This is a genomic window from Alistipes finegoldii DSM 17242 (genome assembly GCF_000265365.1).
GTDB classification, from domain to species: domain Bacteria; phylum Bacteroidota; class Bacteroidia; order Bacteroidales; family Rikenellaceae; genus Alistipes; species Alistipes finegoldii.
In genome coordinates, this window is the sequence record NC_018011.1 from 3,068,676 (window position 1) to 3,091,349 (window position 22,674).

General features: G+C 54.4%; 25 protein-coding genes and 1 tRNA gene. 24 read left to right on the top strand and 2 right to left on the bottom strand.

The features are described 5' to 3' along the window. Positions 1-1,293 precede the first annotated feature (1,293 nt). The gene (locus ALFI_RS13200; protein WP_042493755.1) at positions 1,294-2,652 is read left to right on the top strand and encodes a hypothetical protein; all 1,359 of its coding nucleotides are present in this window, start codon (positions 1,294-1,296) and stop codon (positions 2,650-2,652) included. 52 nt (positions 2,653-2,704) lie between these two features. On the opposite strand, the gene ALFI_RS13205 is transcribed toward ALFI_RS13200, so the two are convergent. Both ALFI_RS13205 and ALFI_RS17270 read right to left on the bottom strand, forming a co-directional pair. Further along, positions 2,705-4,672: a terminase large subunit gene (locus tag ALFI_RS13205; protein ID WP_014776182.1), complete on the bottom strand. Its 1,968-nt coding sequence runs from the start codon at positions 4,670-4,672 to the stop codon at positions 2,705-2,707. Further along, positions 4,659-4,883, bottom strand: a complete 225-nt coding sequence (locus ALFI_RS17270) for a hypothetical protein (RefSeq protein ID WP_014776183.1) — start codon at positions 4,881-4,883, stop codon at positions 4,659-4,661. The genes ALFI_RS13205 and ALFI_RS17270 overlap by 14 nt, the downstream gene beginning before the upstream one ends. A gap of 115 nt (positions 4,884-4,998) precedes the next feature. Here ALFI_RS17270 and ALFI_RS13210 point away from each other — a divergent pair, with 115 nt between their 5' ends. From ALFI_RS13210 to ALFI_RS13320, 23 genes are all read left to right on the top strand, one after another. Further along, the gene (locus ALFI_RS13210) at positions 4,999-5,769 is read left to right on the top strand and encodes a hypothetical protein (protein WP_014776184.1); all 771 of its coding nucleotides are present in this window, start codon (positions 4,999-5,001) and stop codon (positions 5,767-5,769) included. A gap of 17 nt (positions 5,770-5,786) precedes the next feature. Next, entirely contained in the window at positions 5,787-7,187 is a 1,401-nt protein-coding gene (locus tag ALFI_RS13215) for an SU10 major capsid protein (protein WP_014776185.1), read from the top strand. Positions 7,188-7,241: 54 nt separating this feature from the next. Beyond that, positions 7,242-7,673, top strand: coding sequence for a hypothetical protein (locus ALFI_RS13220; RefSeq protein WP_014776186.1), 432 nt, complete (start codon positions 7,242-7,244; stop codon positions 7,671-7,673). Continuing rightward, on the top strand, positions 7,673-8,266 hold the full coding sequence (locus tag ALFI_RS13225; protein ID WP_014776187.1) for a hypothetical protein: 594 nt from the start codon (positions 7,673-7,675) through the stop codon (positions 8,264-8,266). The genes ALFI_RS13220 and ALFI_RS13225 overlap by 1 nt, the downstream gene beginning before the upstream one ends. Further along, positions 8,263-8,709 carry a hypothetical protein gene (locus ALFI_RS13230; RefSeq protein WP_014776188.1) on the top strand — a complete coding sequence of 149 codons (447 nt, stop codon included), beginning with the start codon at positions 8,263-8,265 and terminating at the stop codon, positions 8,707-8,709. The genes ALFI_RS13225 and ALFI_RS13230 overlap by 4 nt, the downstream gene beginning before the upstream one ends. Next, positions 8,706-9,278: a hypothetical protein gene (locus ALFI_RS13235; RefSeq protein WP_014776189.1), complete on the top strand. Its 573-nt coding sequence runs from the start codon at positions 8,706-8,708 to the stop codon at positions 9,276-9,278. The genes ALFI_RS13230 and ALFI_RS13235 overlap by 4 nt, the downstream gene beginning before the upstream one ends. 4 nt (positions 9,279-9,282) lie before the next feature. Next, a complete protein-coding gene (locus ALFI_RS13240) occupies positions 9,283-9,825 on the top strand; it encodes a hypothetical protein (protein WP_014776190.1) in 543 nt (180 codons plus the stop codon). Next, positions 9,809-10,402 (top strand): N-acetylmuramoyl-L-alanine amidase, encoded by a 594-nt coding sequence (locus ALFI_RS13245; RefSeq protein ID WP_014776191.1) that lies wholly within the window; start codon positions 9,809-9,811, stop codon positions 10,400-10,402. The genes ALFI_RS13240 and ALFI_RS13245 overlap by 17 nt, the downstream gene beginning before the upstream one ends. 9 nt (positions 10,403-10,411) lie before the next feature. Then, positions 10,412-10,864, top strand: coding sequence for a hypothetical protein (locus tag ALFI_RS16245; RefSeq protein ID WP_014776192.1), 453 nt, complete (start codon positions 10,412-10,414; stop codon positions 10,862-10,864). Between the two features lie 4 nt (positions 10,865-10,868). Continuing rightward, on the top strand, positions 10,869-11,360 hold the full coding sequence (locus tag ALFI_RS13255) for a hypothetical protein (protein WP_014776193.1): 492 nt from the start codon (positions 10,869-10,871) through the stop codon (positions 11,358-11,360). Positions 11,361-11,362: 2 nt separating this feature from the next. Continuing rightward, positions 11,363-11,758 carry a hypothetical protein gene (locus ALFI_RS13260; protein WP_014776194.1) on the top strand — a complete coding sequence of 132 codons (396 nt, stop codon included), beginning with the start codon at positions 11,363-11,365 and terminating at the stop codon, positions 11,756-11,758. Beyond that, on the top strand, positions 11,755-12,114 hold the full coding sequence (locus ALFI_RS13265; RefSeq protein ID WP_014776195.1) for a hypothetical protein: 360 nt from the start codon (positions 11,755-11,757) through the stop codon (positions 12,112-12,114). The genes ALFI_RS13260 and ALFI_RS13265 overlap by 4 nt, the downstream gene beginning before the upstream one ends. 12 nt (positions 12,115-12,126) lie before the next feature. Next, positions 12,127-13,128: a hyaluronate lyase N-terminal domain-containing protein gene (locus tag ALFI_RS17275; protein ID WP_014776196.1), complete on the top strand. Its 1,002-nt coding sequence runs from the start codon at positions 12,127-12,129 to the stop codon at positions 13,126-13,128. Positions 13,129-13,133: 5 nt separating this feature from the next. Beyond that, positions 13,134-14,435 carry a hyaluronate lyase N-terminal domain-containing protein gene (locus ALFI_RS16250; RefSeq protein WP_014776197.1) on the top strand — a complete coding sequence of 434 codons (1,302 nt, stop codon included), beginning with the start codon at positions 13,134-13,136 and terminating at the stop codon, positions 14,433-14,435. A gap of 238 nt (positions 14,436-14,673) precedes the next feature. Continuing rightward, positions 14,674-14,761 (top strand) — tRNA-Ser (locus ALFI_RS13280). Between the two features lie 470 nt (positions 14,762-15,231). Continuing rightward, complete coding sequence (gene sufB / locus ALFI_RS13285; RefSeq protein WP_014776198.1) at positions 15,232-16,677, top strand: Fe-S cluster assembly protein SufB; 1,446 nt, start codon at positions 15,232-15,234, stop codon at positions 16,675-16,677. Positions 16,678-16,689: 12 nt separating this feature from the next. Further along, positions 16,690-16,956 carry a flavodoxin family protein gene (locus ALFI_RS13290; protein ID WP_014776199.1) on the top strand — a complete coding sequence of 89 codons (267 nt, stop codon included), beginning with the start codon at positions 16,690-16,692 and terminating at the stop codon, positions 16,954-16,956. Further along, complete coding sequence (gene sufC, locus ALFI_RS13295) at positions 16,950-17,702, top strand: Fe-S cluster assembly ATPase SufC (RefSeq protein ID WP_014776200.1); 753 nt, start codon at positions 16,950-16,952, stop codon at positions 17,700-17,702. Before ALFI_RS13290 ends, sufC begins: the two co-directional genes overlap by 7 nt. After that, complete coding sequence (locus ALFI_RS13300; protein WP_014776201.1) at positions 17,699-18,520, top strand: SufD family Fe-S cluster assembly protein; 822 nt, start codon at positions 17,699-17,701, stop codon at positions 18,518-18,520. The genes sufC and ALFI_RS13300 overlap by 4 nt, the downstream gene beginning before the upstream one ends. A 2-nt stretch (positions 18,521-18,522) precedes the next feature. Further along, positions 18,523-19,740 carry an aminotransferase class V-fold PLP-dependent enzyme gene (locus ALFI_RS13305; protein WP_009598088.1) on the top strand — a complete coding sequence of 406 codons (1,218 nt, stop codon included), beginning with the start codon at positions 18,523-18,525 and terminating at the stop codon, positions 19,738-19,740. Positions 19,741-19,790: 50 nt separating this feature from the next. After that, complete coding sequence (locus tag ALFI_RS13310) at positions 19,791-20,480, top strand: dTMP kinase (protein ID WP_014776202.1); 690 nt, start codon at positions 19,791-19,793, stop codon at positions 20,478-20,480. After that, positions 20,473-21,579: a BT_3928 family protein gene (locus tag ALFI_RS13315; RefSeq protein WP_014776203.1), complete on the top strand. Its 1,107-nt coding sequence runs from the start codon at positions 20,473-20,475 to the stop codon at positions 21,577-21,579. Before ALFI_RS13310 ends, ALFI_RS13315 begins: the two co-directional genes overlap by 8 nt. Positions 21,580-21,639: 60 nt before the next feature. Continuing rightward, positions 21,640-22,668: an efflux RND transporter periplasmic adaptor subunit gene (locus ALFI_RS13320; protein ID WP_042493759.1), complete on the top strand. Its 1,029-nt coding sequence runs from the start codon at positions 21,640-21,642 to the stop codon at positions 22,666-22,668. Positions 22,669-22,674 lie beyond the last annotated feature (6 nt).

The following is a 22,674-nucleotide window of genomic DNA, read 5'->3' on the forward strand; positions in this document are numbered from 1 at the left end:
ACAACTGATGGCATTACGAATAACTGGAGTGTTGCCTCCTATTTTACCAGCAAAAACACATACAGGGGCATCCCGTCGATCATGGCAATTTGTTCTTTTCCAGCAAGATTTCATAGTCATTTTACAAAGGCGGGGGCCCCTGTTTTTTCATGCGGCAAGGTAAATTCTAACTACCCAATTTTGCCGCACGGAGTAGTCGGCCTATGCGTTAGGGCGCATAATAGGCAATCGGCTATTCCTTTCTTACAAACGAACAAAAAATATTATATGTTTGCTTCGATAAGCAGGCTGAAAAATTGTGGGGCAGCAGAGCCCATTGCACCCTGCCCAGTTCTTAATATTTCAATCTACACCATCGCACACCTGCAAGCAACACACATAAGGGCTGCCCGGAAATCGACCGATTATTTTTTGCGCACAAAACTCGCCGTGTTTGAGGGGCACGGCGGGGCAGCCCCACACGCCGCAAAACCGAGAGTACGCAAAAGCAAGGATTACGACATCTTCCGTGAAAGCTCACCCCTTATAGGACAGAGGCGGGGCAGTTCCGGGCCCACAACCGCAACAGACCGGGACTGCCCTTATACTATCACAACACCCACAAGCAACCCACGGCAAAACGGCCCTGTACTAAGGCGTAACAGGGCATCTACGAGGCGAAGCAATGTCCGGGGTTGCTTTTTTAACCAGCCACTTAAATGTGGATTAATAGATAATGCGTCGCGCACTCCTTTTGCGCGACCCACGGGCAGGCGTCGAGTTTTGAGAACAAATGAGGCGTCACTAAAGTTCAAAAATCTTCATACACAAGCGCCTGCCCGTTCCTTTTTGAAAAAAACGTTTTGCTTTATATCTGGTACTGCTAACCATGAACCGGAACTTTCCTTAACGACCAAACCAAGTATAACAGCAAGACCGGGCCGGGAACATTGGGAGTGCCACTCGCAAACTCCCGGCCCAAACATACCGGGGGATAGGAGATCATCCACCATAGCGGCATTACGTTATCAAACAGATCATTGTCAACCTATCCCCCGTTTTTTAGATGCCAGAAAGCGGGAGCACCCAAAAAAATTGTCATTGGCTTGACGATGTAAGGATTCTTTCCATACACTTATATTGGGGCTCTCGCCTTTCTTCACTCTCCTATATGCCGTCGTTAGCCGCAGGTGTGTTTTGCCTCGGTTGGATGATCGGTCAGCATATCCAACGGTGCCGCATATACACACAACATAGACGGGCAAATACCCCGAACATTACGCAACTGGTTACTACCATATAAGTGATACAACTATGACCAAGACTACAAACGAACAATGGGAATACCTCTTTGAAATCATCCAAAAAAGTGAAACAAAATATACTAAAGCGAGACAGCAAGTACTTGCTTTCGGGGCGAGAATCGGCTTAGAAGAACGACAAAAACTATTTCAGATAAGAGATCAGCAAGCAACAATAACATGGCCTCTTGCCATGCAAATCCTCAATACTTTGCCGACCACAGACCCCTACCGGCTTATGGGGCTAAAGCGGCCACCTATGACAGGCACACTCGCCGGAGCATGGACACATCATATTCTCAGTTCTTACAGAAACGGATTCTGGGAAGATGCCAACATTTGGCTGGGCGGCCATGAAGAATATCTATTTTCAAAGGACAACACCGTTGAAATAGCCACACAATACAATAACAGCATCCAAACCTATTCATTCGACCGCAAGACAAGATATTTACAGATCGGAGAAAGGCGCTACTATGTCGCCAAACTAACCGACAAACACTTGGAAATTATTTGGGGAAATGGGGAATCAGTATACAAGCTGCAACTTGATCGTTTACTTGACGGGAAACTACATATCATACAAAAACAAAGTGATGAGATTTCGTGTGACAACTTGCCGTCCGGTTACTGGCGCGTTGAAAAAGAGTATAGCCGCGAAACCGAAAATGAGAATTGGGTGTTAGAGAAAGACTATACCCAAAAGGCAGGATTCTGGGTTTGGGATTTTAAACTCAACTCCCGTGATATTGTTGAGTATAAATTCGGCCAAAGGGGCACTTACCAAGCCGCGAAACCAGTAACCCCGCATATTATCTATTTTTTCTTTAACCAAAAACGTTATTTCAACGGCCAAATAATGTTTGACGGCAAAAATAATTTTTGGTTATATGTACTTACCGATCAAACGGGCACACCTGAAAACAGCCTGAAAATGTATCGCTTCACCCGGTGGGATAGCAGTAGTTTACAGGTTATAGGCCGTAATATATGGTGGGCGGAAACTTACCCGGTCTTTGCCATGAACACGGATAACTTTCCACTTGAACATTTGGAATTGTGGCATAACGCGCCAAGTGATGCCGCAACTCTATTCGACACGATGGATTTTATAGAACGGCCCAGCGAATATGCAGACGAGAAATATGCGGGGGCTTACGTCTTTGCCCATGCGTTCAAACAAAATAAAAAAGTGCGGACAGCAGCCGATGCAGGTTTACTCTACCGTCAATTTCTCGCCATCCTCGACATGTGGCTACAACTCCGCAGCAAGGCCATAATAATCAGAAATATTCGGTTATTTGCATTCAAAAAATATTCCGAATATATAAATAAATTACAAGCTGAGATTGACCGGCTGAAACAAGAATAGAAAAAACCATAGCCCCACAACGGAAACCCCGGCAGTCAGTCTGTCGGGGTTTTTACATGGATGCTTCCGACAATATGACGTTACCGGGCGGTGGCTTGATACTCTGCCGAATCTCCACGGGTAAATCCATAAGTTGTGAAACTTTGAGTACAATGCCCCGGCTCATATAAATATCGTCATGCTTTCCATCAACAGCCCCATAGCTGCCGTCGGGCTTGAGCTCGTACCAGCCAATTTCATCCAACGCCCGTTTATCCCGCTCAATGTAGAGAATTTCGCGTAGCCGTTTCGTCATTTGGGTTACAAGATCGGTCTTGCTGGCCGCGTTGGTGTGAAAACCATATTTCACCGGCTGGCCCTCTCGGATGCGCGTAGGGTCTGACCGCGAGAACAGGTTGTCGTAATGCTCTTTGATCGTGTCGAGGATTGTCAGCGTATGGTCGCCCTCTTGCCCTTTGGGGTTGAGGCTATTCGCTTCGACGGCCAGCAGCGCATGACAGTACCATTCCGCGACCTGCACGGCCCGCCATACGGTTAGGTCTTGGTCGAGGTGGAATCGGTAGGTAGCGATACATTCTTCCACACCCCCGTCCATCATGGCGATACGGTCGAGTACCGAAATAACACTCCAGTCGGCATTGGGACTGCGCCCGCCAATGTCGAGCGCCACCGCATAGCGGTTGGCGATACGCCGCGAGGTATCAGGCAGCTTCCAAAGGTGAAAATCTCCGGTGGCCGTTGGCACAAAATGTAAATTTTGCAGAGCTTCGGGCCCGTAGGTCGCATCGGCGAGCAGTTCCCCGACATACAGCGGTTCCCGGACAAAGGGCCGCTGCTGGCGGACATACAGCGGGTCATGCGCCGGGCGTCCGGTAGTTTGGAACGCTTCATCGGCGGTTGAGGGAAACTCGCTGCACATCTGCCAATCGGTCGAATACTCGCGTCGCTTCTCCCGGTACCAGTTGAGGCCCTCCAACGTGGCCCCCGCATAGAATCGGGTTAGTTCGTCGCGCGTCATGGACTGTATAAACTCGATCTTCTGCTTTTCGTTGATGAACGGTTTATAGTAAATGTCAATTTCAAACCACGGTACGAATAGCGGAGTATAGGCCGATTTCCCGTCTACCGCATCGCACCATGTATCGTGAAAGAAATTACCGATGCCCTTTGCCGTCGATTCCAAAACCACGACGGTAAACGGTTCCCGTGGCACCGACCCGAGGATAGTCTGTATCACATCCTCGGGGCTCTTCTCTTTTGTCCGCTTCCATAGGCCCACCTCTGAAAGATGGGCCATTTTTATATCCCCTGCTCGCAAACTATCGGGTTTCTGCATGGAGCCTATCGAAACGACACAATCCCGATCTACCAGCATTTTATTCTTGCTCGAACCCTCAAAATTGCAAAACCGTACCGGGCATATTTCTACCGGATGCCGCAGGGCCATGCGCGAGTACATAGAGCGAATCGTTCGGGATTGTTCTTCCACATCAGACACGATTACGCTATTCCAGCCCGAACGGTGGAATATCTGCACCCACGCCATAAGCATCTGCGTAACGGTGGAACCTCCCCATTGTCGCGCCTTAACCAGCACGACCCGGACAGGCTTCCCCGCGAATAAATCAGTAAGGAGAATATGCGCCAGCTTGAGTTGGGCCCGGCGGAGTTTGAACGGGACGAGGCGGCCCGTGGTCTTGTCGAAGATTTTAACGCAGGAGATACACCAAAACTCAAAATCATACACAGCCCGGAGCCGATGCACGACGCCACACATGACCTCAGCAGCAATGCCCTCGCGTGCGGCGTATTGTTCGACACCCCCAGCGTCGATGATTGCAGCAACCGTCGGGGTCTGGGCCATGTATGTCGGTATCAGTACATAGGATTCCGACGAGAAATAAAGCCGGACACGTTCGATGGGCGATCCCTCACCTGTAAGCGGATTGTAGGGCGCAAACAAACGGGACTTATGCTCCTCGTTCTGGGTAAGCAGCGACGGTATATCAAATTCGCCCATTGATGATACGCCGTACATAGTTCGGGCTCAATCCGATTACAGGGTCTTTGCAGAGCATTTCGACAAAATATGTCTTTGATAAGTATTTCAGCCGTTCGGGATTCTCGGCGCGTTCCCGCGCAAGCATTTCTTCATAGCGGCGGCGTATCTCATTGTGCCTCTTCAAAATCTTCTCGGGCACCTCGTCCCGTACCCTCGTTTTCCTGCTCATAGTGATACATTTTGTGCAACTATCGCAAGTTTAATAATAATTATAACATCTTGAAAATTAACAAATAAGATACTTTTACATCGAAATCTATCACACACAAAATCAATGTGAAAAAATGCGAGAGGAAAACACAAATCAGCAGCAGGCGGAAGCTCCCCGCGTATCGCGTGTTCGGGAGTATATGACTGCAAAATTCCCCGACCGGCAGTTCGCCGACGAGGACGACTACGAAAACACCCTTTACGACTACCTCGCAGAGAGCGACAAGAAAATCGCCGGACACGAGGCGGCCAACAAAACGATCATGGAGGTAGTACAGGCATACCCCGAGTTCGCGCAGATCATCGAGGACGTGGCGAACGGTGTGCCGGTGCAGGTTGCTATTGCCCGACAGTTCGATCCGTCGGAATTGGCCGTTCCAGAAGGTGAGCCCGATTATGACGCATACAAAAAGGCAGCAACCGAGCGCAGCCAGCGCCTCGCGGACATGAAAGCCCGCACCGAAGCCCGCGACAAGAACATCGCCCAAAGCAAAACCGACGTAGATGCGTTCTTCGCCGAACATGGGCTCGACGAGGCCGAACAAAAACAGTTCGTCGAATGGGTAGATAACGAGATTCTTGCAAACCTGCTCGACGGCAAGGTGAATAAGGGAATCCTTACCAAACTCTATCAAGGTTGGATATATGACGCAGCCGTAGCCGACGCGCTCGAAACAGGCAAGGTGGAGGGGCGCAACGAGCAGATCGAGGCCAAGCGCAAGCAGGCCCGCAAGACGGACGGCCTGCCTGCCGACGGCGGAAGCGTCGAAACACCCGAACAAGCGGAAACCCCCAAAGATATGTTCGACGAGGTAATCGAGCGCCGTAACAAACGTAAGTTCTAACCAAAATTCAAACTATTATGAAAATTAACAAATTCCTGTACGGCGTTCTGGCGATCTGCGGATGCGTCGTTTCCGTTTACCTGTTTCGTGAATTGCTCGCGTTCTTCTCTCCCGACGACCTCGGCACGACGCTGATGGCCGTGAGCGGCGCAGCAGCGACCGCCGGTGAAACCATGCGCGGCACCGTCACCACGACTAAGCCGGCGAAAGCTGACGGAACGGTGGACGATCAAGACATCAACCGCCCGACAATTTCAAAGAAGATCACAAAGATCAATCCCTCGCTGTTCCCGATGGACACGCTGTTGCGGGAACTCGAAAACGTCCCGTGCAGTTCGTTCGAATATCAGTATTACAGCGTCCGGGGCCGAGGCGTGCAAAGCAAAGTAAAAACAGCCTACACCGTGACCGCTGGAAGCGAGAGCGGGGCAAAGCAAATCAACGTAATCAACGCGCACATCTTTTCGCAGGACGGCAATGTCTTGTTCCCCACGATGAACGTGGACGACACCACAAAGGTCGCCACGCCGGTAGCCTCGGGTGGGTTCTCGCTCAATCCGCTGATCTGCCACATCGTCGCTACCGATTCTATTGCACAGGACAAAATCACGATCTACCCGATCAACGCAGCAGTACTCCCCGCGCTGCCCGCTGACACTCCGATTTACCGGCTCGGGGTGGCAAAGCACGAGAACGCGGGTATGTCGGAAGACCCCAGCCAAATGCCCTATTCGGACAGTAACTACTGCCAAATTCACATGACGACCGTAAGCGAGGGCCTCTACCAACGCCTTTCGGAAAAGGAGGTGAATTTCGGCATCCTCGATATGCGCGAACAAGCTCTGCTGGATTTCCGCATGACCAACGAGGCCGATGCGCTTTTCGGTGTGAAAGAGCGGTTCGTAGACCCCGTGACCCGGAAAGTAAAGTACATGAGCGACGGCCTCGTGCGTAAGATCGAAAAGCATCTCGACATGGGAGCCGAGAGCAAGATCAGTAACGACCTGCTGTATGGCTGGTGTAGCGACGTATTCTGCGGCAATAACGGCAGCGAGCGGCGCATTATGTTCTACGGAAAAGATTTCGGGAGGCAGATGGCCGGGGCCTCGACTGTTCAGAAACAGTTAGAGGCGGGCAGTACCGAGGTCGTATTCGGTATCACGTTCCACCGTATCAGCACTCCGGACGGCGAGTTGTTGATGAAACCGCACGACCTGCTGAACGAATACGGCTATTCGAAGGCCGCCATCGTGATTGACCCGGCAAACGTCTATCGGGCCATACAGAAACCGCTGGAAGCCACGGAGCTCGACCGCGACAAAACGGGTCTGTCCCGCTCAAGTGATGTTCGTATCGACGAGAGCCACACTCTCGCCGTGACGAATCCCGACGCACACGCACTGCTTACGGTGAAATAAGCTACTCACAACGACGGGAGCGGGCAACTGCTCCCGTCATAAAACCCACGACACATGGCAACATTTTTCGTTCTCAACCACAAGAAATACCGCACGTCCGTCCGTTGCGCTGACGGGCGATTGGAAGCGGTACGCTTCGAGCCCGAGGTATATTTCGGCGGGGTCGGAGAAAGCACCTACACCACATCCGACCCGGCCATCATCGACGCGCTGCATGAGCATCCTGCCTATCAGGTGACATTCTGGGAAAAGGCCACCATCACAACCGCCCCTATCGAGGAAACAACACCCGGCAACCCGGCGACCGATCTGGAAACGCTGCTGTCCGACCCGGCCACGGCCACTCGCGAGGAAACGGTAACGTCAGTAGCGGCAGCGCGGGCATGGTTACAGGCCAACCTCGACTATGTGGTGCCCGCAGGTATGAAGAAAGACGACATCAAGATCGAAGCGGCCAAACGCAACATTCTTTTTATTAACTGGTGATGAAGCGCGAGCAGATCATAGCACAGGCGCTTCGGTGTATCGACGAGATTTATCCCGAAGATAACGCAGCTAACAGCCCGAATTTCCCGCTTGCTGATTTCATTGACGAGGCGGGCAGGCGTGTTTTGCTCGCGGCCCCGTTGCATACGATTTCATCGGTAGAAAGTCTTGCGGAATGTCCGTTGAGGCCCAATCCCGACGGGAGCGGCGAAATTGATCTGCCCGCTGATTTCTTACGCCTCGCCCGGTTGCGTATGGACGGCTGGCAACGGCCCGTATTAGTTGCTCTGCCGGAAGATCACCCGGCAGCGACCTATCAGTATCACCCCGTTACACGAGGCGGTATGGCAAAGCCTGTCGTCTTACTTACGCATGGCGGCACCAAGCTGCGCTATTCCAGTATTACGGGCACCGATCACCACATAGCCGAGGGCGAGTACATCCCTTACAAGGGGATCAACGACATCTATCCCGAAAAACTGATCGACGTAACCGCATGGACGCTCGCCGCGCTGGTACTGGGTGTTTCCAACGAACCAGCCGGAGCACAGGCCGCAGATAAACGCGCATCGGAAATATTATCGCTGCTATGAATTTCGACGTGAAAATAGATTGCCGGGCACTTTTTAACGAGTGTGTCGATCAGACATTACTGGACTACCGCAACCGCACGACGGAAGCCGGGCAGAGTATGACTGCGACACATACACTCGAACTCTCCCTGCTCGATGCGTTCATGTTCAATTTACAGAGTGTCGCCGAAGCTCTCCGGGCTCGTATCAGTAAAAACGTAGAACGGCTGTTATTCATTCCCGACCTGCTGTTATTCCGTATGCGCGATATTCTCGACATGGCCCCGGAAGCAACAGCCATCCGCATAAAAGACGCGCTGAAATTCGGGATGCTCATGTGGTGGTATGGTGGTAAGGATGCCCCCTTATTCCAGTATTACCAAATCCTTTTTGGAAATGCGCTCGATGATTTGCGAAGCAAACTTATCGGTTCCCACACCGAACGACCATACCGGATGCTATGATTACACGGGAGAACAAGATTATTCGGTTGTCATGGGCCAAAGCTGACCTGTTCCAAACAATATGCACGGAAACGGCCTACAATGCCCGGACGCTGGCCGACGATAAGGGGTTGCCTCTATTCGACAGGTACGCCATAACTGCTGACGAACGGGCCTTTTTCGATCAACACATTGCCGAAGCCCTCACCACCTTATCGCATCACTTTCGGCGTATCGTTCCGGATAGTCAGCCGATGGCGGTTGAGGGCGACACCTGCGGCCTTACGTTCACGGCACGTCTGGCGGACGACGGACGGGAGCTATACGGACTATCCGAGCTCGACGCAGTAGACCATAGTGCAACCAATGTATTATGTTATTTGATTGTTTCCGAGTGGTATTTATCCGTACAGGCCAGCGATTTATGGAAAACTTATTTACAAAAACTCGCCATCGCTGCTGCTGAATTATCAACGCTTTTATTCCGATTCTACCGTCCGGCCCTAAAACAGTCGTTCATGGTAGCTCCCGACCCGAGCGAGGCCCCACCTAAAGATTATGAAATAAACATCGACGCAGGAACAATCTAACAATATGGAACAATCCGAAATATTACAGTACCTCGCCGAACTGACCGGCATAGAGGGACACGCTTTCCACCGGGCGATCTTGCTGGAGGTCGTCGTATGGTTCGTAATGATAGCAGCAGTTATCATCGACTTTTCCACCGGCATCCGCAAGGCGCGTGTTCTCAAAATCCCGAGGGACAGCCACGGGTTCCGGCGGTCGTTCGAGAAATTCGGCGACTACGGAAAAGTTACCGGAATGTTAATGCTATTTGACCTGCTGGCCATACTGTTCGGCATCTATTCGCTCCCGTATGCTTCCGGGCTGGCCGGGGTCGGTGTGGTTTACACGGAATACAAATCCGTGCGGGAGAATCTCACGGCAATACGGTCGGCAGCGGTGAAAATGACAACCCTTGTCGAACTACTCGCCAATGCCCACGACCCGAAAGAAATAACCGGCTTATTGTTGAAATACAACGAGGTCAAAGACAGCGCCGACAAAGGCAAAGCGCGGCGCGATCAACTCAACACGTTACTAAACCTTACGCAAAATGAAAATATTGATTGACAACGGCCACGGGAAAGAAACGCCCGGCAAGCGTTCTCCGGTATGGCCCGACGGCTCACAGCTTTACGAATACGAATTTAACCGGGATATTGCCCGGCGGGTATATGCAGTACTGACGGCCCGAGGCGTGGACTGCGAATTAATCGTGTCGGAGATCTGCGACATATCATTGGCCGAGCGGGTGCGGCGAGTGAACAAGATCGCGCGAGTTGTCGGCCCAAGCAACTGTCTGTTGGTATCAATACATGCGAACGCGGGCGGCGGTACCGGCTGGGAAGCGTGGACATCCATCGGACAGACCGAAGCCGACAACTATGCGACGATCTTTTACGAGGAAGCCGCCCGCGCATTTCCCGAGAAGCGGATGCGCAAAGACATGACCGACGGCGACCCGGACAAAGAGGAAAATTTCTACATTCTCAAGCACACGTCCTGTCCGACGGTCTTAACCGAAAATTTCTTCATGGACACGAAGGATGATTGCAAACTGATCTTTTCGGGGTCGGGCCGTCAGCGTGTGGCCGACATGCACGTTGCGGCCATCGTCCGCTGTATCGAATATCACAACAACAAATAACCTACAACTATGAAAGTCTATTACAACTCCAAGCTGGCAAAGCGCCTCCTTTTCGGCAATTTCAAAACCTGCATGTTTTTCGGGACTGTCATCACCAAACTCGCACAACTCTCGGCCCGCACCAAGCGACACGAGGGCATCCACATCCGCCAGTTTTGGGAGTGCTGCGTATTAGGAGCCGTCCTCTGGTGCCTCGGGCATGGAGCCGCGCACCTGTTCTGCGGGCACCTTTCGGCAGGATGGCTCCTGCTGGTGCCTTTCACCTACTACCTGCTTTACGGCGGAGAGTGGGCAATATCCTACGCATATCACATGATACGAGGCGATGCCCGCGACCGATGGAACGACGAAGCCTACCACGCTTCGGCATTCGAAATGGAAGCCTACGCCCACGAGAACGAGCCCGAATACCAACATAAGCGCCGATGGTTTGGCTTTGTAAAATATTACGGAAAAATCTGACCCCATGCGCACCGCGACATTCATACTCTCGTTTGCCATCGTCGGACTTGCAAGTTGCTCGGCACCCCGGACACTCATCCAGAGCAGCCGCACCGATAGTGTGGGTATAGATCGGAAAGTAGACATCCGCACACGCATCGAATACGTGCCGATCATCGTGCATATCCCCGACCAGCGGGCAAGCGCGATCATCGAGCCGTCCGACACGTCGCACCTCGAAACGGATTACGCCGTTTCTGACGCTTTTATCCGTCCCGATGGTAAGTTATACCACGACCTACGGAACAAGCCGCAGGAGAAGCCGATAAACATCCCTGTTGAGGTTACAGACACGACGACAACCCAGACAATCGACCGGCAAGAGCGCGAACGCATCGAAATCCCTGTACCTATGCCGCTGACATGGTGGCAGCGGTTCTGGCTCACCTCGGGAAAAATCGGCTGGGGACTGCTGACCGGGGCGATCATCGGCATAATCATCCGCAAAAGACTATAACAATGAATTGCTGGCGCACAAAAGCGATAATTGCAGGCACAAGTTTCGGGATGCTATTCACGGCCATAAAGGACGAGATAGACATACCAGACGTGTTGCCCGAGATCATCCCGTCAGCATGGTTTGACAATCTCGACCGATACCGAATTACGGCCCAGCTTTCGACATCACGACGCGGCGTGTGCATCGTAGCACGTTCGGACACATCGGCGGATTTGAAGATCGAGCGACGCGACAGCGCCCACTACTTTATAAATGTCCCAGCTTCAGCCACGGTCGATATGGACGAGGGTGAAATCGTACTGACGATTGAACTCCGCGACACGCTGACCGATGCAGTACTCAAGGCCGAGCGTCGGACAATCCCCCTAATAAAAGCACGCGAAATACGACCATGAAATTGATTTGCACAATCCAGCAGGGCAATCTAACGGTTGCGGACGGCTCGGCGCTTTCGCATCGGCTGTATTTCGATTTTGTAACCCGTATTGGAATCGACGGAAAAGATGGCATAACCCCTCATGTCGGCCCAGACGGGAATTGGTGGATAGGAACACAAAATACCAACATCCCAGCCGAGGGACTGCGCAGCTTTCAAACATACCACAACTTTCCAAACATCGGAAATCCGAACATGTTGTATCTGGATATGCAAGCCAGCAAACTATATCGGTGGGATGATGAACACTTAACTTACTGCGTCATTGGAAAACACTATGACGAAATAGACATTATCGACGGAGGAAACGCATAAAAACCTATCATTATGGCAAACGTAACATTAAAAGCAAAGCTCGTTCTTCGCAACGATACCGAATCGAATTGGATAAAGGCCAATCCGGTACTGATAAAAGGAGAAATGGGATATTGCACGGACAAGCAGTATCTAAAAATAGGCGATGGCACAAAGGTATTCACAATGCTGCCTAAAAATACTCTTGGGAAAGTCATTCTTTTTGATGATCCCCCAACTGATGAAGACGCGAAAAAATGGGAACCGGGAACAATCTTCATGCACATTATGACAACGCCACCTACGCTGTATATGGTGACATGGAGTGACGATTTGGAAAGGGTATTACAGCAAATTGTTACCGTCGAAAGTTTCGACGCCCTCGGGGTGATGCAGCAAGATAAATATGCGAAATCAGCAGGAGCGGGGCCCGACACCGGATATGTCGATAAGGCATTGATGGCCGACAAACTGAAAACAGCCCGGACAATCGCCCTTACAGGCGGCGTAGGTGGTAGTGCCTCATTCGACGGAAGCGGTAATATTTCAATCGCAACGACTTTATCAATTACCGAAAACGACGTACCATCGCTGCCCCTCTATAAAATCCGGGATGCAGGTACGGCGGCATCGCGCAATGTCGGCACCACCGCCGGACAGGTACCGATATTGGATGCTTCCGGCAAACTAAACACGTCTGTATTGCCGCAGCTTGCGATTGTAGATGTCGTAGAAGCCGCCAGCGACGCGGAAATGTTAGCCAAAACCGTACAGAAAGGTGACATCTGCTTGCGAAGCGATGCGCCGGCAGGGGCGTTTATCCTCGCAGGTAACGATCCCAAAGAACTGGCGAACTGGAAGCGCATACCCGTCCCGGCCAACGCCGTATTATCCGTAAACGGAAAAGTCGGCGTTATAACTCTTACGACTGACGACATAGCAGAGGGCAGCCGTCTGTACTTTACGCCTGCACGCCTCACCAGCTATTTACAGGATGCGAACAATACTTTCATCATGGACGGCGGTAACGCATAGAAACAATGAATCAAATTATCACTATTCATACGCGGTTTCAGCAGCGGCGCGGAACTGCGGCACGCTGGGCCGCGGTCAATCCGATATTACAAGAGGGCGAGATCGGGCTGGAGCTCGATACGCGGCGCATCAAATTTGGCGACGGCGTTACGGCATGGAACGACCTCGAATACAGCACACAGGAATTATTCCCGGCTTCAGCTACCCAATTAGGTGGTATTATTGCCGCAGACAAAGGAAAGAACTACACCGTTGAGGTGCAGATAGACCCCAAAACGCATCGACTGTATATCCCGGCATATCCGACTATGCCGGAGCTGGCCGCCGTCGCCACAAGCGGCGACTACAACGATTTGGATAACACCCCGGCTCCGTATGAACTACCCGCAGCCACAGAAACCGTTATTGGTGGAGTGGCCGCAGCGCAGATAACAACCGGCTACACCGTTGAGGTAAAAAAAGACCCGGCATCCCATAAACTTTACGTCCCCGCAGCCAGCGGCGGCGGGAGTGTTGAGGACGACGGTAAATTACCGGGGTTGGTTATCCGCGTGATCTATAAACAACAAGACAAAAGTACGCATTTCACCAATGAAACCGGAGGGCTGCTTAATGCGGACATCTATTTTCGGCCCATGTGTAGCACGGAATATTTCAACCGGATTATGCCTAAACTATTCATAGGACTTGCTCGATGCACGTCACGGCACCGGCAGAAGCGAGACAAAATACCGAACCGCTCTATAATGGGCACTCAATGGCATTTTGTAGGGGCCCCGTCGATCAACAACACCCTTGCCGAACGTTATCCCAGAATATCGACATTTACAAACCCGACGTTTAATGAAGCTCCACGGTGGACTTACGATGATGTTGTCCCGGTGCGAGTAGCAGACCTGATAAGTAAATATAGTGGAGAATGGATAAGATTTCCGCACGATCTGGAAACAATAGTCAGAAGATTTATCTATATCTATCAGGTGCGCGATACCATAACCCCGCATCAATACTTAATACTCCCAATTCACACGATGCAAAGAACTACATTAGTTAATCGGGGGTATATAAAGATTAGCGGCCAGCGGAATCGTACCGTACTTTCAAAGGCGCGGACTAAACCAAGTGAATTTTACGCCTCTGTAAATCTTGGGTTCTGTTTCGCAAAATACATAGAACATCCACCCAATTTGCGGCATTACATTTTTGGCCCTATTGCTCAAAAACGGGCAATGGCCGTCAGCGCCAAAGCAGAAAATACAATCTGCTATTTTCTGAAAGACATGGATAAAAAAGCACGAATACTATAAATTAGGGCAGCAGGTGAGCATAAAATAAATTGTGTCGGGATGCCGACTCGCGTAAGCATAGATTAGGAGCCTTCGGGAACTTACGAAAGATCAGCGTCGTCTGCGCCCTTTTTACAGGTGGGGATTATCCCCACCTTTTTTTGTAGATAATTTTTTTCTGCACGTTTATTTGGTTATTCACCTTTTTTCATTTACTTTTGTCCCGCTTAACAATAGCAATATTTAGTTTTAGCTGCCCGGAGAGGTGCGTGAGTGGCTGAAACGACCGGTTTGCTAAACCGGCAAGCGGGTAAACTGCTTCACGGGTTCGAATCCCGTCCTCTCCGCAAAATTGAAACCGCCGATTTTTTCGGCGGTTTTTTATTTTCCAAAAGTTTTATAATAGTTTTATAAAAATCATTTTCCTCTCTATAATTTTCATTTTTAAGGTTGAATATACATTCAATAAATTTGCATTTGCAAAAATTATAACATACTTTTGTAGCGTTACTTACAACGATTTACTGGACGCTGTATAGTGTAAAAATATTTTTGCAGAAATTTTTTCCGTACACTGGTTTGCTAAACTGACGTACGGGATTACTGTACCGGGGGTTCGAATCCCCCACTCTCCGCCAAGGAAAGGGTGTCGTACCGGCAGCCTGAAATAAAGACGACCAGAGGGCCGTCTTTATTTTTTTTAGCTCCCCGTTCATCCCGCTTTTTTGCCGTTTTGCCCGCTCTGGACCCAGATTTGCTCTGCTGCGTTATGAAAATGTGAATTGATTTTGTACCTTTGTACGATATTTCGCGCATAATGGCAGAGAAAGATAAAGACATACTGGAGAATATCGGAGAGCAGGAATATAAGTACGGCTTCACCTCGGATATCGAGACCGAAACCATCGGCAAGGGACTGAGCGAGGATGTCGTGCGGCTGATCTCCGCCAAGAAGGGCGAACCCGCATGGATGACCGAGCGGCGCGTGGCGGCCTACCGCCACTGGCTGACGATGGAACCGCCGACGTGGGCCCACCTGACGATTCCCGAAATAGATTTTCAGGACATCATCTATTATGCCGCCCCCAAGCAGCAGAAAAAACTCGATTCGATGGACGAAGTCGATCCCGAACTCAAACGGACCTTCGACAAACTGGGCATTCCCCTCGAAGAGCAGATGGCGCTGGCGGGCGTGGCGGTCGATGCCGTGATGGACTCGGTGTCGGTCAAGACCACCTTCAAGGAGGTGCTGGCCGAGAAGGGCATCATTTTCTGTTCGATTTCCGAAGCGCTGCGCGACTTCCCGGATCTCGTGAAGAAGTATCTCGGCAGCGTCGTGCCCTATACCGACAATTTCTACGCCGCGCTCAACGCCGCGGTCTTTTCCGACGGTTCGTTCTGCTACATTCCGAAGGGCGTCCGCTGTCCGATGGAGCTTTCGACCTATTTCCGCATCAACGCCGCGGGGACGGGGCAGTTCGAACGTACGCTGATCGTAGCCGACGAAGGTGCTTACGTGAGCTATCTGGAGGGGTGTACGGCCCCTCGCCGCGACGAAAACCAGCTGCATGCCGCCGTGGTGGAGATCATCGTCGAGAAAGACGCCGAGGTCAAATATTCGACGGTGCAGAACTGGTATCCGGGCGACAAGGAGGGCCGGGGCGGCATCTATAATTTCGTCACCAAGCGCGGTATCTGCCGCGAGAACGCCCGTCTGTCATGGACGCAGGTCGAGACCGGGTCGGCGATCACGTGGAAATATCCGAGCTGCATTCTCGCCGGCGACAATTCGGTGGGCGAGTTCTACTCGGTGGCCATGACCAACAATTTCCAGCAGGCCGATACCGGTACGAAGATGATCCACATAGGGCGCAACACCCGCAGCCGCATCGTGTCGAAAGGCATTTCGGCCGGGCGGAGCGAAAACTCCTACCGCGGTCTGGTCCGCATGGCGAAGGGGGCTGAGAACGCCCGCAACTATTCGCAGTGCGATTCGCTGCTGATCGGCGACAAATGCGGGGCGCATACCTTCCCCGTGATCGACAGCCGCAACCGCACGGCTGTGGTCGAACACGAAGCCACGACCTCGAAGATTTCGGACGACCAGCTCTTCTACTGCAACCAGCGGGGCCTTTCGACCGAGGACGCCGTGGGGCTGATCGTGAACGGCTATGCCCGCGAGGTGCTGGCCAAACTGCCGATGGAATTCGCTGTCGAGGCGCAGAAACTGCTTTCGATCAGCCTCGAAGGCTCGGTCGGATAACGGGCGGGAAAGATGAAAGTGCTGGTGCTCAACGGCAGTCCGCGGCGCAACGGTCTGGTCTCGCAGATGCTGGAACATATTGCCGGCAGTTTGCCGGAGACGTGCGACGTCGAGCGTATTTTCGTGCACGACCTGACCGTAAGACCCTGCACGGGGTGTATGAGCTGCCGCTCGAAACTCCGTTGCGCGCTGCCCGAAGACGATGCGCACCGCGTCGCGGAGGAGATCCGCACGGCGGAGATTGAAAAATGTAAAAAACTGGCAAGAAAGATATGTTAAGCGTAAAAAATCTGCATGCGTCGGTCGACGGCAAAGAGATTCTGCGGGGCATCGACCTCGAAGTGAAAGCCGGCGAGGTGCATGCCATCATGGGGCCTAACGGCTCTGGCAAATCGACGCTCGCGGCGGTGCTCGCGGGCAATGAGAAATTCACGGTGACCGAAGGCTCGGCCACGTTCCTCGGACGGGACCTGCTGGAGATGCCGATCGAGGACCGGGCGCGTCTGGGGCTGTTTCTGGGTTTTCAGTATCCGGTCGAGATTCCGGGCGTCACGATGGCCAACTTCATGAAGCTGGCCGTGAACGAGCAGCGCAAGTTCCGCGGCGAGGAGCCGCTGACGGCCGCCGAATTCCTGAAACTGATGCGCGAGAAGAGCGCCGTCGTGGAGCTGGATTCGAAACTCACCTCGCGCGCCGTGAACGAAGGCTTTTCGGGCGGTGAGAAGAAGAAGAACGAGATTTTCCAGATGGCGATGCTCGATCCGAAGCTGGCCATTCTGGACGAGACCGATTCGGGACTCGACATCGACGCCTTGCGCATCGTCGCCACGGGCGTTACGAAACTGCATACGCCCGAAAACGCGACGGTGGTCATTACGCATTACCAGCGATTGCTGGATTACATCGTGCCCGACGTGGTGCATGTGCTCTACCGGGGACGCATTATCCATACGGGCGACAAGACGCTGGCTCTCAAACTCGAAAAGGAGGGCTACGACTGGCTGATTAACGATTACAGGGAATGACGGCGATACTCGATATAATCCGTGATTTCCGCACGGCGCAGGGCGAAGTGTTCCGGATCGAAGGGACGCAGGACGGGCCTTATGCGGCGGTCGATCCCCGGCGCATGCGCATCGAGGCCGCCGCGGGCGCGTCGGGACGCATCGTGGTGGTGCATACCGCGCCCGACATGTCGTCGCTGGAAGTCGTCGCGGCGGAGGACGCCCGTCTCGAAATAACGGAGGTGTTCCTCGCCGAAGCTTTCGCGGAGGTTGCGGTGAAGCAGTCCGCACGCAGCCTGTGCCGCCTGACGGCCGTGCAGCTTACGAGCGCCAACGTCTCCTATACGATCGATCTCGACGGCCGCGATGCCGAGAACATGCTGGGCGGGGTGTTCCTTGCCGGCGGTGAAGAACACTGCGTCGTCAAACTGCGCACGAACCACAACGTGCCCGACTGCCGCAGCAATTCCTATATTAAAGGCGTTGCCGGCGGTTCGGCCCGCGGCGAGTTCTGCGGACTGGTCTATGTGGCGCCCGATGCGCAGCATACCGACGCGCAGCAGCAGAACCGCAACATCCTGCTGAGCGAGACGGCGCATATCGCCACCCAGCCCCAGCTGGAGATATATGCCGACGACGTGAAGTGCTCGCACGGCGCGACGGTGGGGCAGATGGACTCGGAAGCCGTGCTGTATATGCGCCAGCGCGGCCTGAGCGAGGTGCAGGCCCGCCGGCTGCAGATCGAAGGGTTCGTGGGCGACGTCGTACGCCGCTGCGGCGTGGAGCCGTTGTGCGAGACGATGATGGAGGCCGTTAGGGCCAAAATGGAAAAATTGTAACCATGTTCGACGTTGAAAAAATACGCGGGGAGTTCCCGATTCTCGGACGCGAGGTTTACGGCAAGCCGCTGGTCTACCTCGACAACGGGGCCACGGCCCAGAAGCCGCTGGCGGTGATCGAGACGATCGATTACCTCAACCGGGAGCTCAACGCCAATATCCACCGCGGGGTGCATTACCTTTCGGAGGAGGCCACGACGCTCTACGAAGCGTCGCGCGAGCGGATCCGCGCCTTTATCGGGGCGGCGGAGAAGGAAGAGGTGATTTTCACGGCCGGCGCGACGGCTTCGCTCAATACGGTGGCCTATGGGTGGGGCGAGAAATTCGTCCGTGCGGGCGACAACATCGTCGTCAGCGAAATGGAACACCACTCCAATATCGTTCCGTGGCAGATGCTGTGCGAACGCAAAGGGGCCGAGATCCGGGTGCTGCCCTTCGACGACGAAGGGCGTCTGCGCACCGAACTGCTGCCGTCGCTGCTCGACGGGCGGACGCGCGCCGTCGCCGTGACGCAGGCGTCGAATACGCTCGGCACGCGGCCCGAACTGCGCGGGATTATCGACGCGGCGCATGCCGTGGGGGCGATCGCCGTCGTGGACGGATGTCAGGGCGTCGTGCACGGGGGCGCGGACATGCAGGAGCTGGATTGCGATTTCTACGCATTTTCGGGACATAAGCTCTTCGCTCCGACGGGTATCGGCGTGCTGTACGGCAAACGCGCGCTGCTGGAGGCGATGCCGCCGTTTCTGGGCGGCGGGGACATGGTCGATACGGTGACGTTCGCAAAGACGACCTATGCGCCCGTTCCGCTCAAGTTCGAGGCGGGAACGGCCAATTTTTCGGGCGCCATCGCGCTCGGCGAAGCAGTGAAATTCGTCCAGCGCTTCGATCCCGAAGAGGTCGAGCGGCACGAGCAGGCGCTGCTGCGCCGTGCGACCGAACGTCTCGCGGCGATCGACGGCCTGCGGATTTACGGCACGGCGCCCGGCAAATGCGCCATCGTGTCGTTCAACGTCGAGGGCGTGCATCCTTACGATATGGGGATGATTCTCGACAAGCTCGGCATCGCCGTCCGTACCGGACAGCACTGCGCCGAGCCGGTGATGGACCATTACGCGACGACGGGCATGTGCCGCGCTTCGTTCGCGCTTTACAACACGCAGGCCGAAGCCGATGCGCTGGCCGACGGGGTCGAACGGGCCGTGCGGATGCTGCGCTGAGAAGAGGAAACTACCATAACTACCACAAACGGAAATAAAACAGGCAACCTATGTTCATTGTACTCGAAGGATTGGACGGAGCGGGCAAATCGACCCAGATACGCATGCTGCGCCAGCTGTTTGCCGACAGGGGCGTCGAGAGCGAGTATGTGCATTTCCCGCGCTTCGATTCGCCCGTATACGGCCAGCTGATCGCCCGGTTCCTGCGCGGCGAATTCGGCGGCGTGCAGGAGGTCGATCCCTACCTCGTGGCGCTGATTTTTGCGGGCGACCGCGCCGACGCCGCGCCGCAGATACGGCAGTGGCTCGCCGAAGGAAAAGCGGTGGTGCTGGACCGTTACGTCTACTCGAACGTGGGTTTCCAGTGCGCCAAACTTCCCGCCGGCGAGGAGCGCGATCGGCTGGCCGACTGGATCGTGAACCTCGAATTCGGCCATAACGCGCTTCCCCGTCCCGACCTCTCGCTGTTCCTCGACGTACCGTTCGCCTTCACCGAGCGCAAGCTCTCCGAAGTGCGCGAAGGCGACGACCGCGACTATCTGCAGGGCGGACAGGATATCCACGAGGCGTCGTTGCAGCTGCAGCAGGACGTGCGCAGCGTCTATCTCGCCTCGGCGGCCAAGGACCCGTCGCTGCGGGTCGTCGATTGCAGCGACGCTTCGGGTGCGATGGAGTCGCCCGAAGGCATCTTCGCCAAAATCCGTGCGGAACTAACCCCAATACTTGGAGCAGATGCGTAAAACACGGGTATTCAAACTGATAGCCAACGTTTGCCGGCTGATCCTCGCCTGCACTTTTATTCTTTCGGGTTTCACGAAGGTTATCGACCCGTGGGGCACGGCGATGAAGGTCAACGAGTACCTCTCGATCTACGGTGTCGAGTCGCTGCAGCCTGCGAGCATGGCTTTTTCGATCTGGTTGTGCGGCGCCGAGCTGATGATGGGGTGCATGCTGCTGTTCAAGGTCCGCATCCGTCTGATTTCGATCTTCGCCGTGCTGTCGATGCTGTTCTTCACAGCGCTGACATTGCTGAGCGCCACGCTGATTCCCGTCGAGGACTGCGGCTGTTTCGGCGAGGCGCTGAAACTGACGCCGTGGCAGACTTTCTTCAAGAATCTGGCCCTGCTGCCCATGGCCTTCGTGGTCTGGTGGCGCTACCGTCCCGACAAGATTTTCGCCTTCAACGCGCTGGAAATCGTGCTGACGGTCACCTTCTTCTTCCTTTCGATGTATCTGGGGTACTACTGTTACCGCCATCTGCCGCTGATCGACTTCCTGCCCTACAAGGTCGGGGTCAATATCTGGGAGGGCATGCACGCTCCGGCCGTCGAACCCGGCGAGACGGAGACCGTGCTCGTTTACCGCAATCTCGAAACGGGCAAACTGCACGAATTTTCGCTCGAAGACACCGCATGGCAGGACGCCGGGAAGTGGGAGTGGGTCGATACCCGGACTACCGAGGAGATGCCCGCCATACGCCCGCTTATGAGCGAATTCGCCCTGCGCGATGCCGAGGGGGACGCCACGGAGGAGATACTGACCGCTCCCGGCCGCGTGTATATGCTTTGCGTCACCTCGTTCGACCGCCTGCCGCGCGCCTGCGCCAAGCGGTTTGCCGCTCTCATACGGCGTGCGCAGAGCGAAGGCGCGCGCGTCGTCTGTCTCACGCCCCAGCCGTTGTACGGCGTCGCCTATCACGATTTCGGATCGGGCGAGGTACGCTGCTATAACATAGACGCTTCGACCATGAAGACCATGCTTCGCGCCAACAACGGCATGGTGCTGCTCGAAGAGGGCGTGATCCGCGCTAAAAAGAATTGTCGCGATATTCGTCCATAGGGACTTTTTGCGGCGAGTGGTATGAAAGTTGACCCCGGAAACGGAGTCAACTTTCTTATTATGCGAACTTTCCAAACTTTATTCATTCTTCTCGCGCTGTGCGGCTGCGGCCGCCGTCAGCCGGCGCCTGAGACGGTCCGCCCGGTGAAGGTCGTCACGGCGTCGGGCGCCGGGGTCATCGACAAGGATTTCGCGGGCATGGCTACGCCCGACGACGCCGTGAATCTGGCGTTCAAGCTTTCCGGACAGGTGCTGGACGTTCCGGTGTCGCAGGGCGAGAGCGTGAAGAAGGGGGCGCTGCTGGCCGAGCTCGACCCCCGCGACATCCAGCTGCAGGTCTCCGCCGACCGCTCCGCATACGAAGAGGCCCGCTCGCAGCTGCAGCGCATGCAGCGGCTGCTGGAGCACGAAGCCGTCTCGCAGCAGGAATTCGAAGCTTCCCGAACCCGCTATGCGCAGGCCCGCTCTGCTTATGACAACTCTCTCGACATGCTCAAGGAGACCAAGCTCCGGGCGCCTTTCGCCAGCGTCGTCGAGCGCAAATACGTCGATAATTACGAACGGGTGCAGGCCGGACAGACCATCGTGCGCGTCGTGAATCCCGTGACGACGCAGGTGCAGTTCACCCTGCCCGAAAGCGCTCTGCCGCTGCTGGCCTCCCAATCCACGCGCTTCGAGGTGGAATTCGACAACTACCGGGGCGTGAAGTTTCCGGCCGTGCTGAAAGATTACGCCAAGACTTCGTCTGACGCGTCGGGATTTCCCGTATCGCTTCGCCTGACCAATGCCGATCCGGGGCGTTATCCCGTCTCTCCGGGCATGTCGTGTACGATTACCATGCAGAGCGCCGACCCGGTTCCCGACGCCGTGTCGCTGCCCGTGTCGGCGATCTTCGCTCCGGCCGAAGGCGGCACCTACGTCTGGATCGTGACCGGCGACGGCCATGTCGTGCGCCGCGAGGTGACGCTGGGCGAGCTGTACGGCCGCGACCGCGTCGTGGTGGACAGCGGCGTGGAGCCGGGCGAGCGCGTCGTCACGGCGGGCGTTTATCAGCTGCGGCAGGGCGAGCGGGTGCGAATCCTAAAGTGATACGGT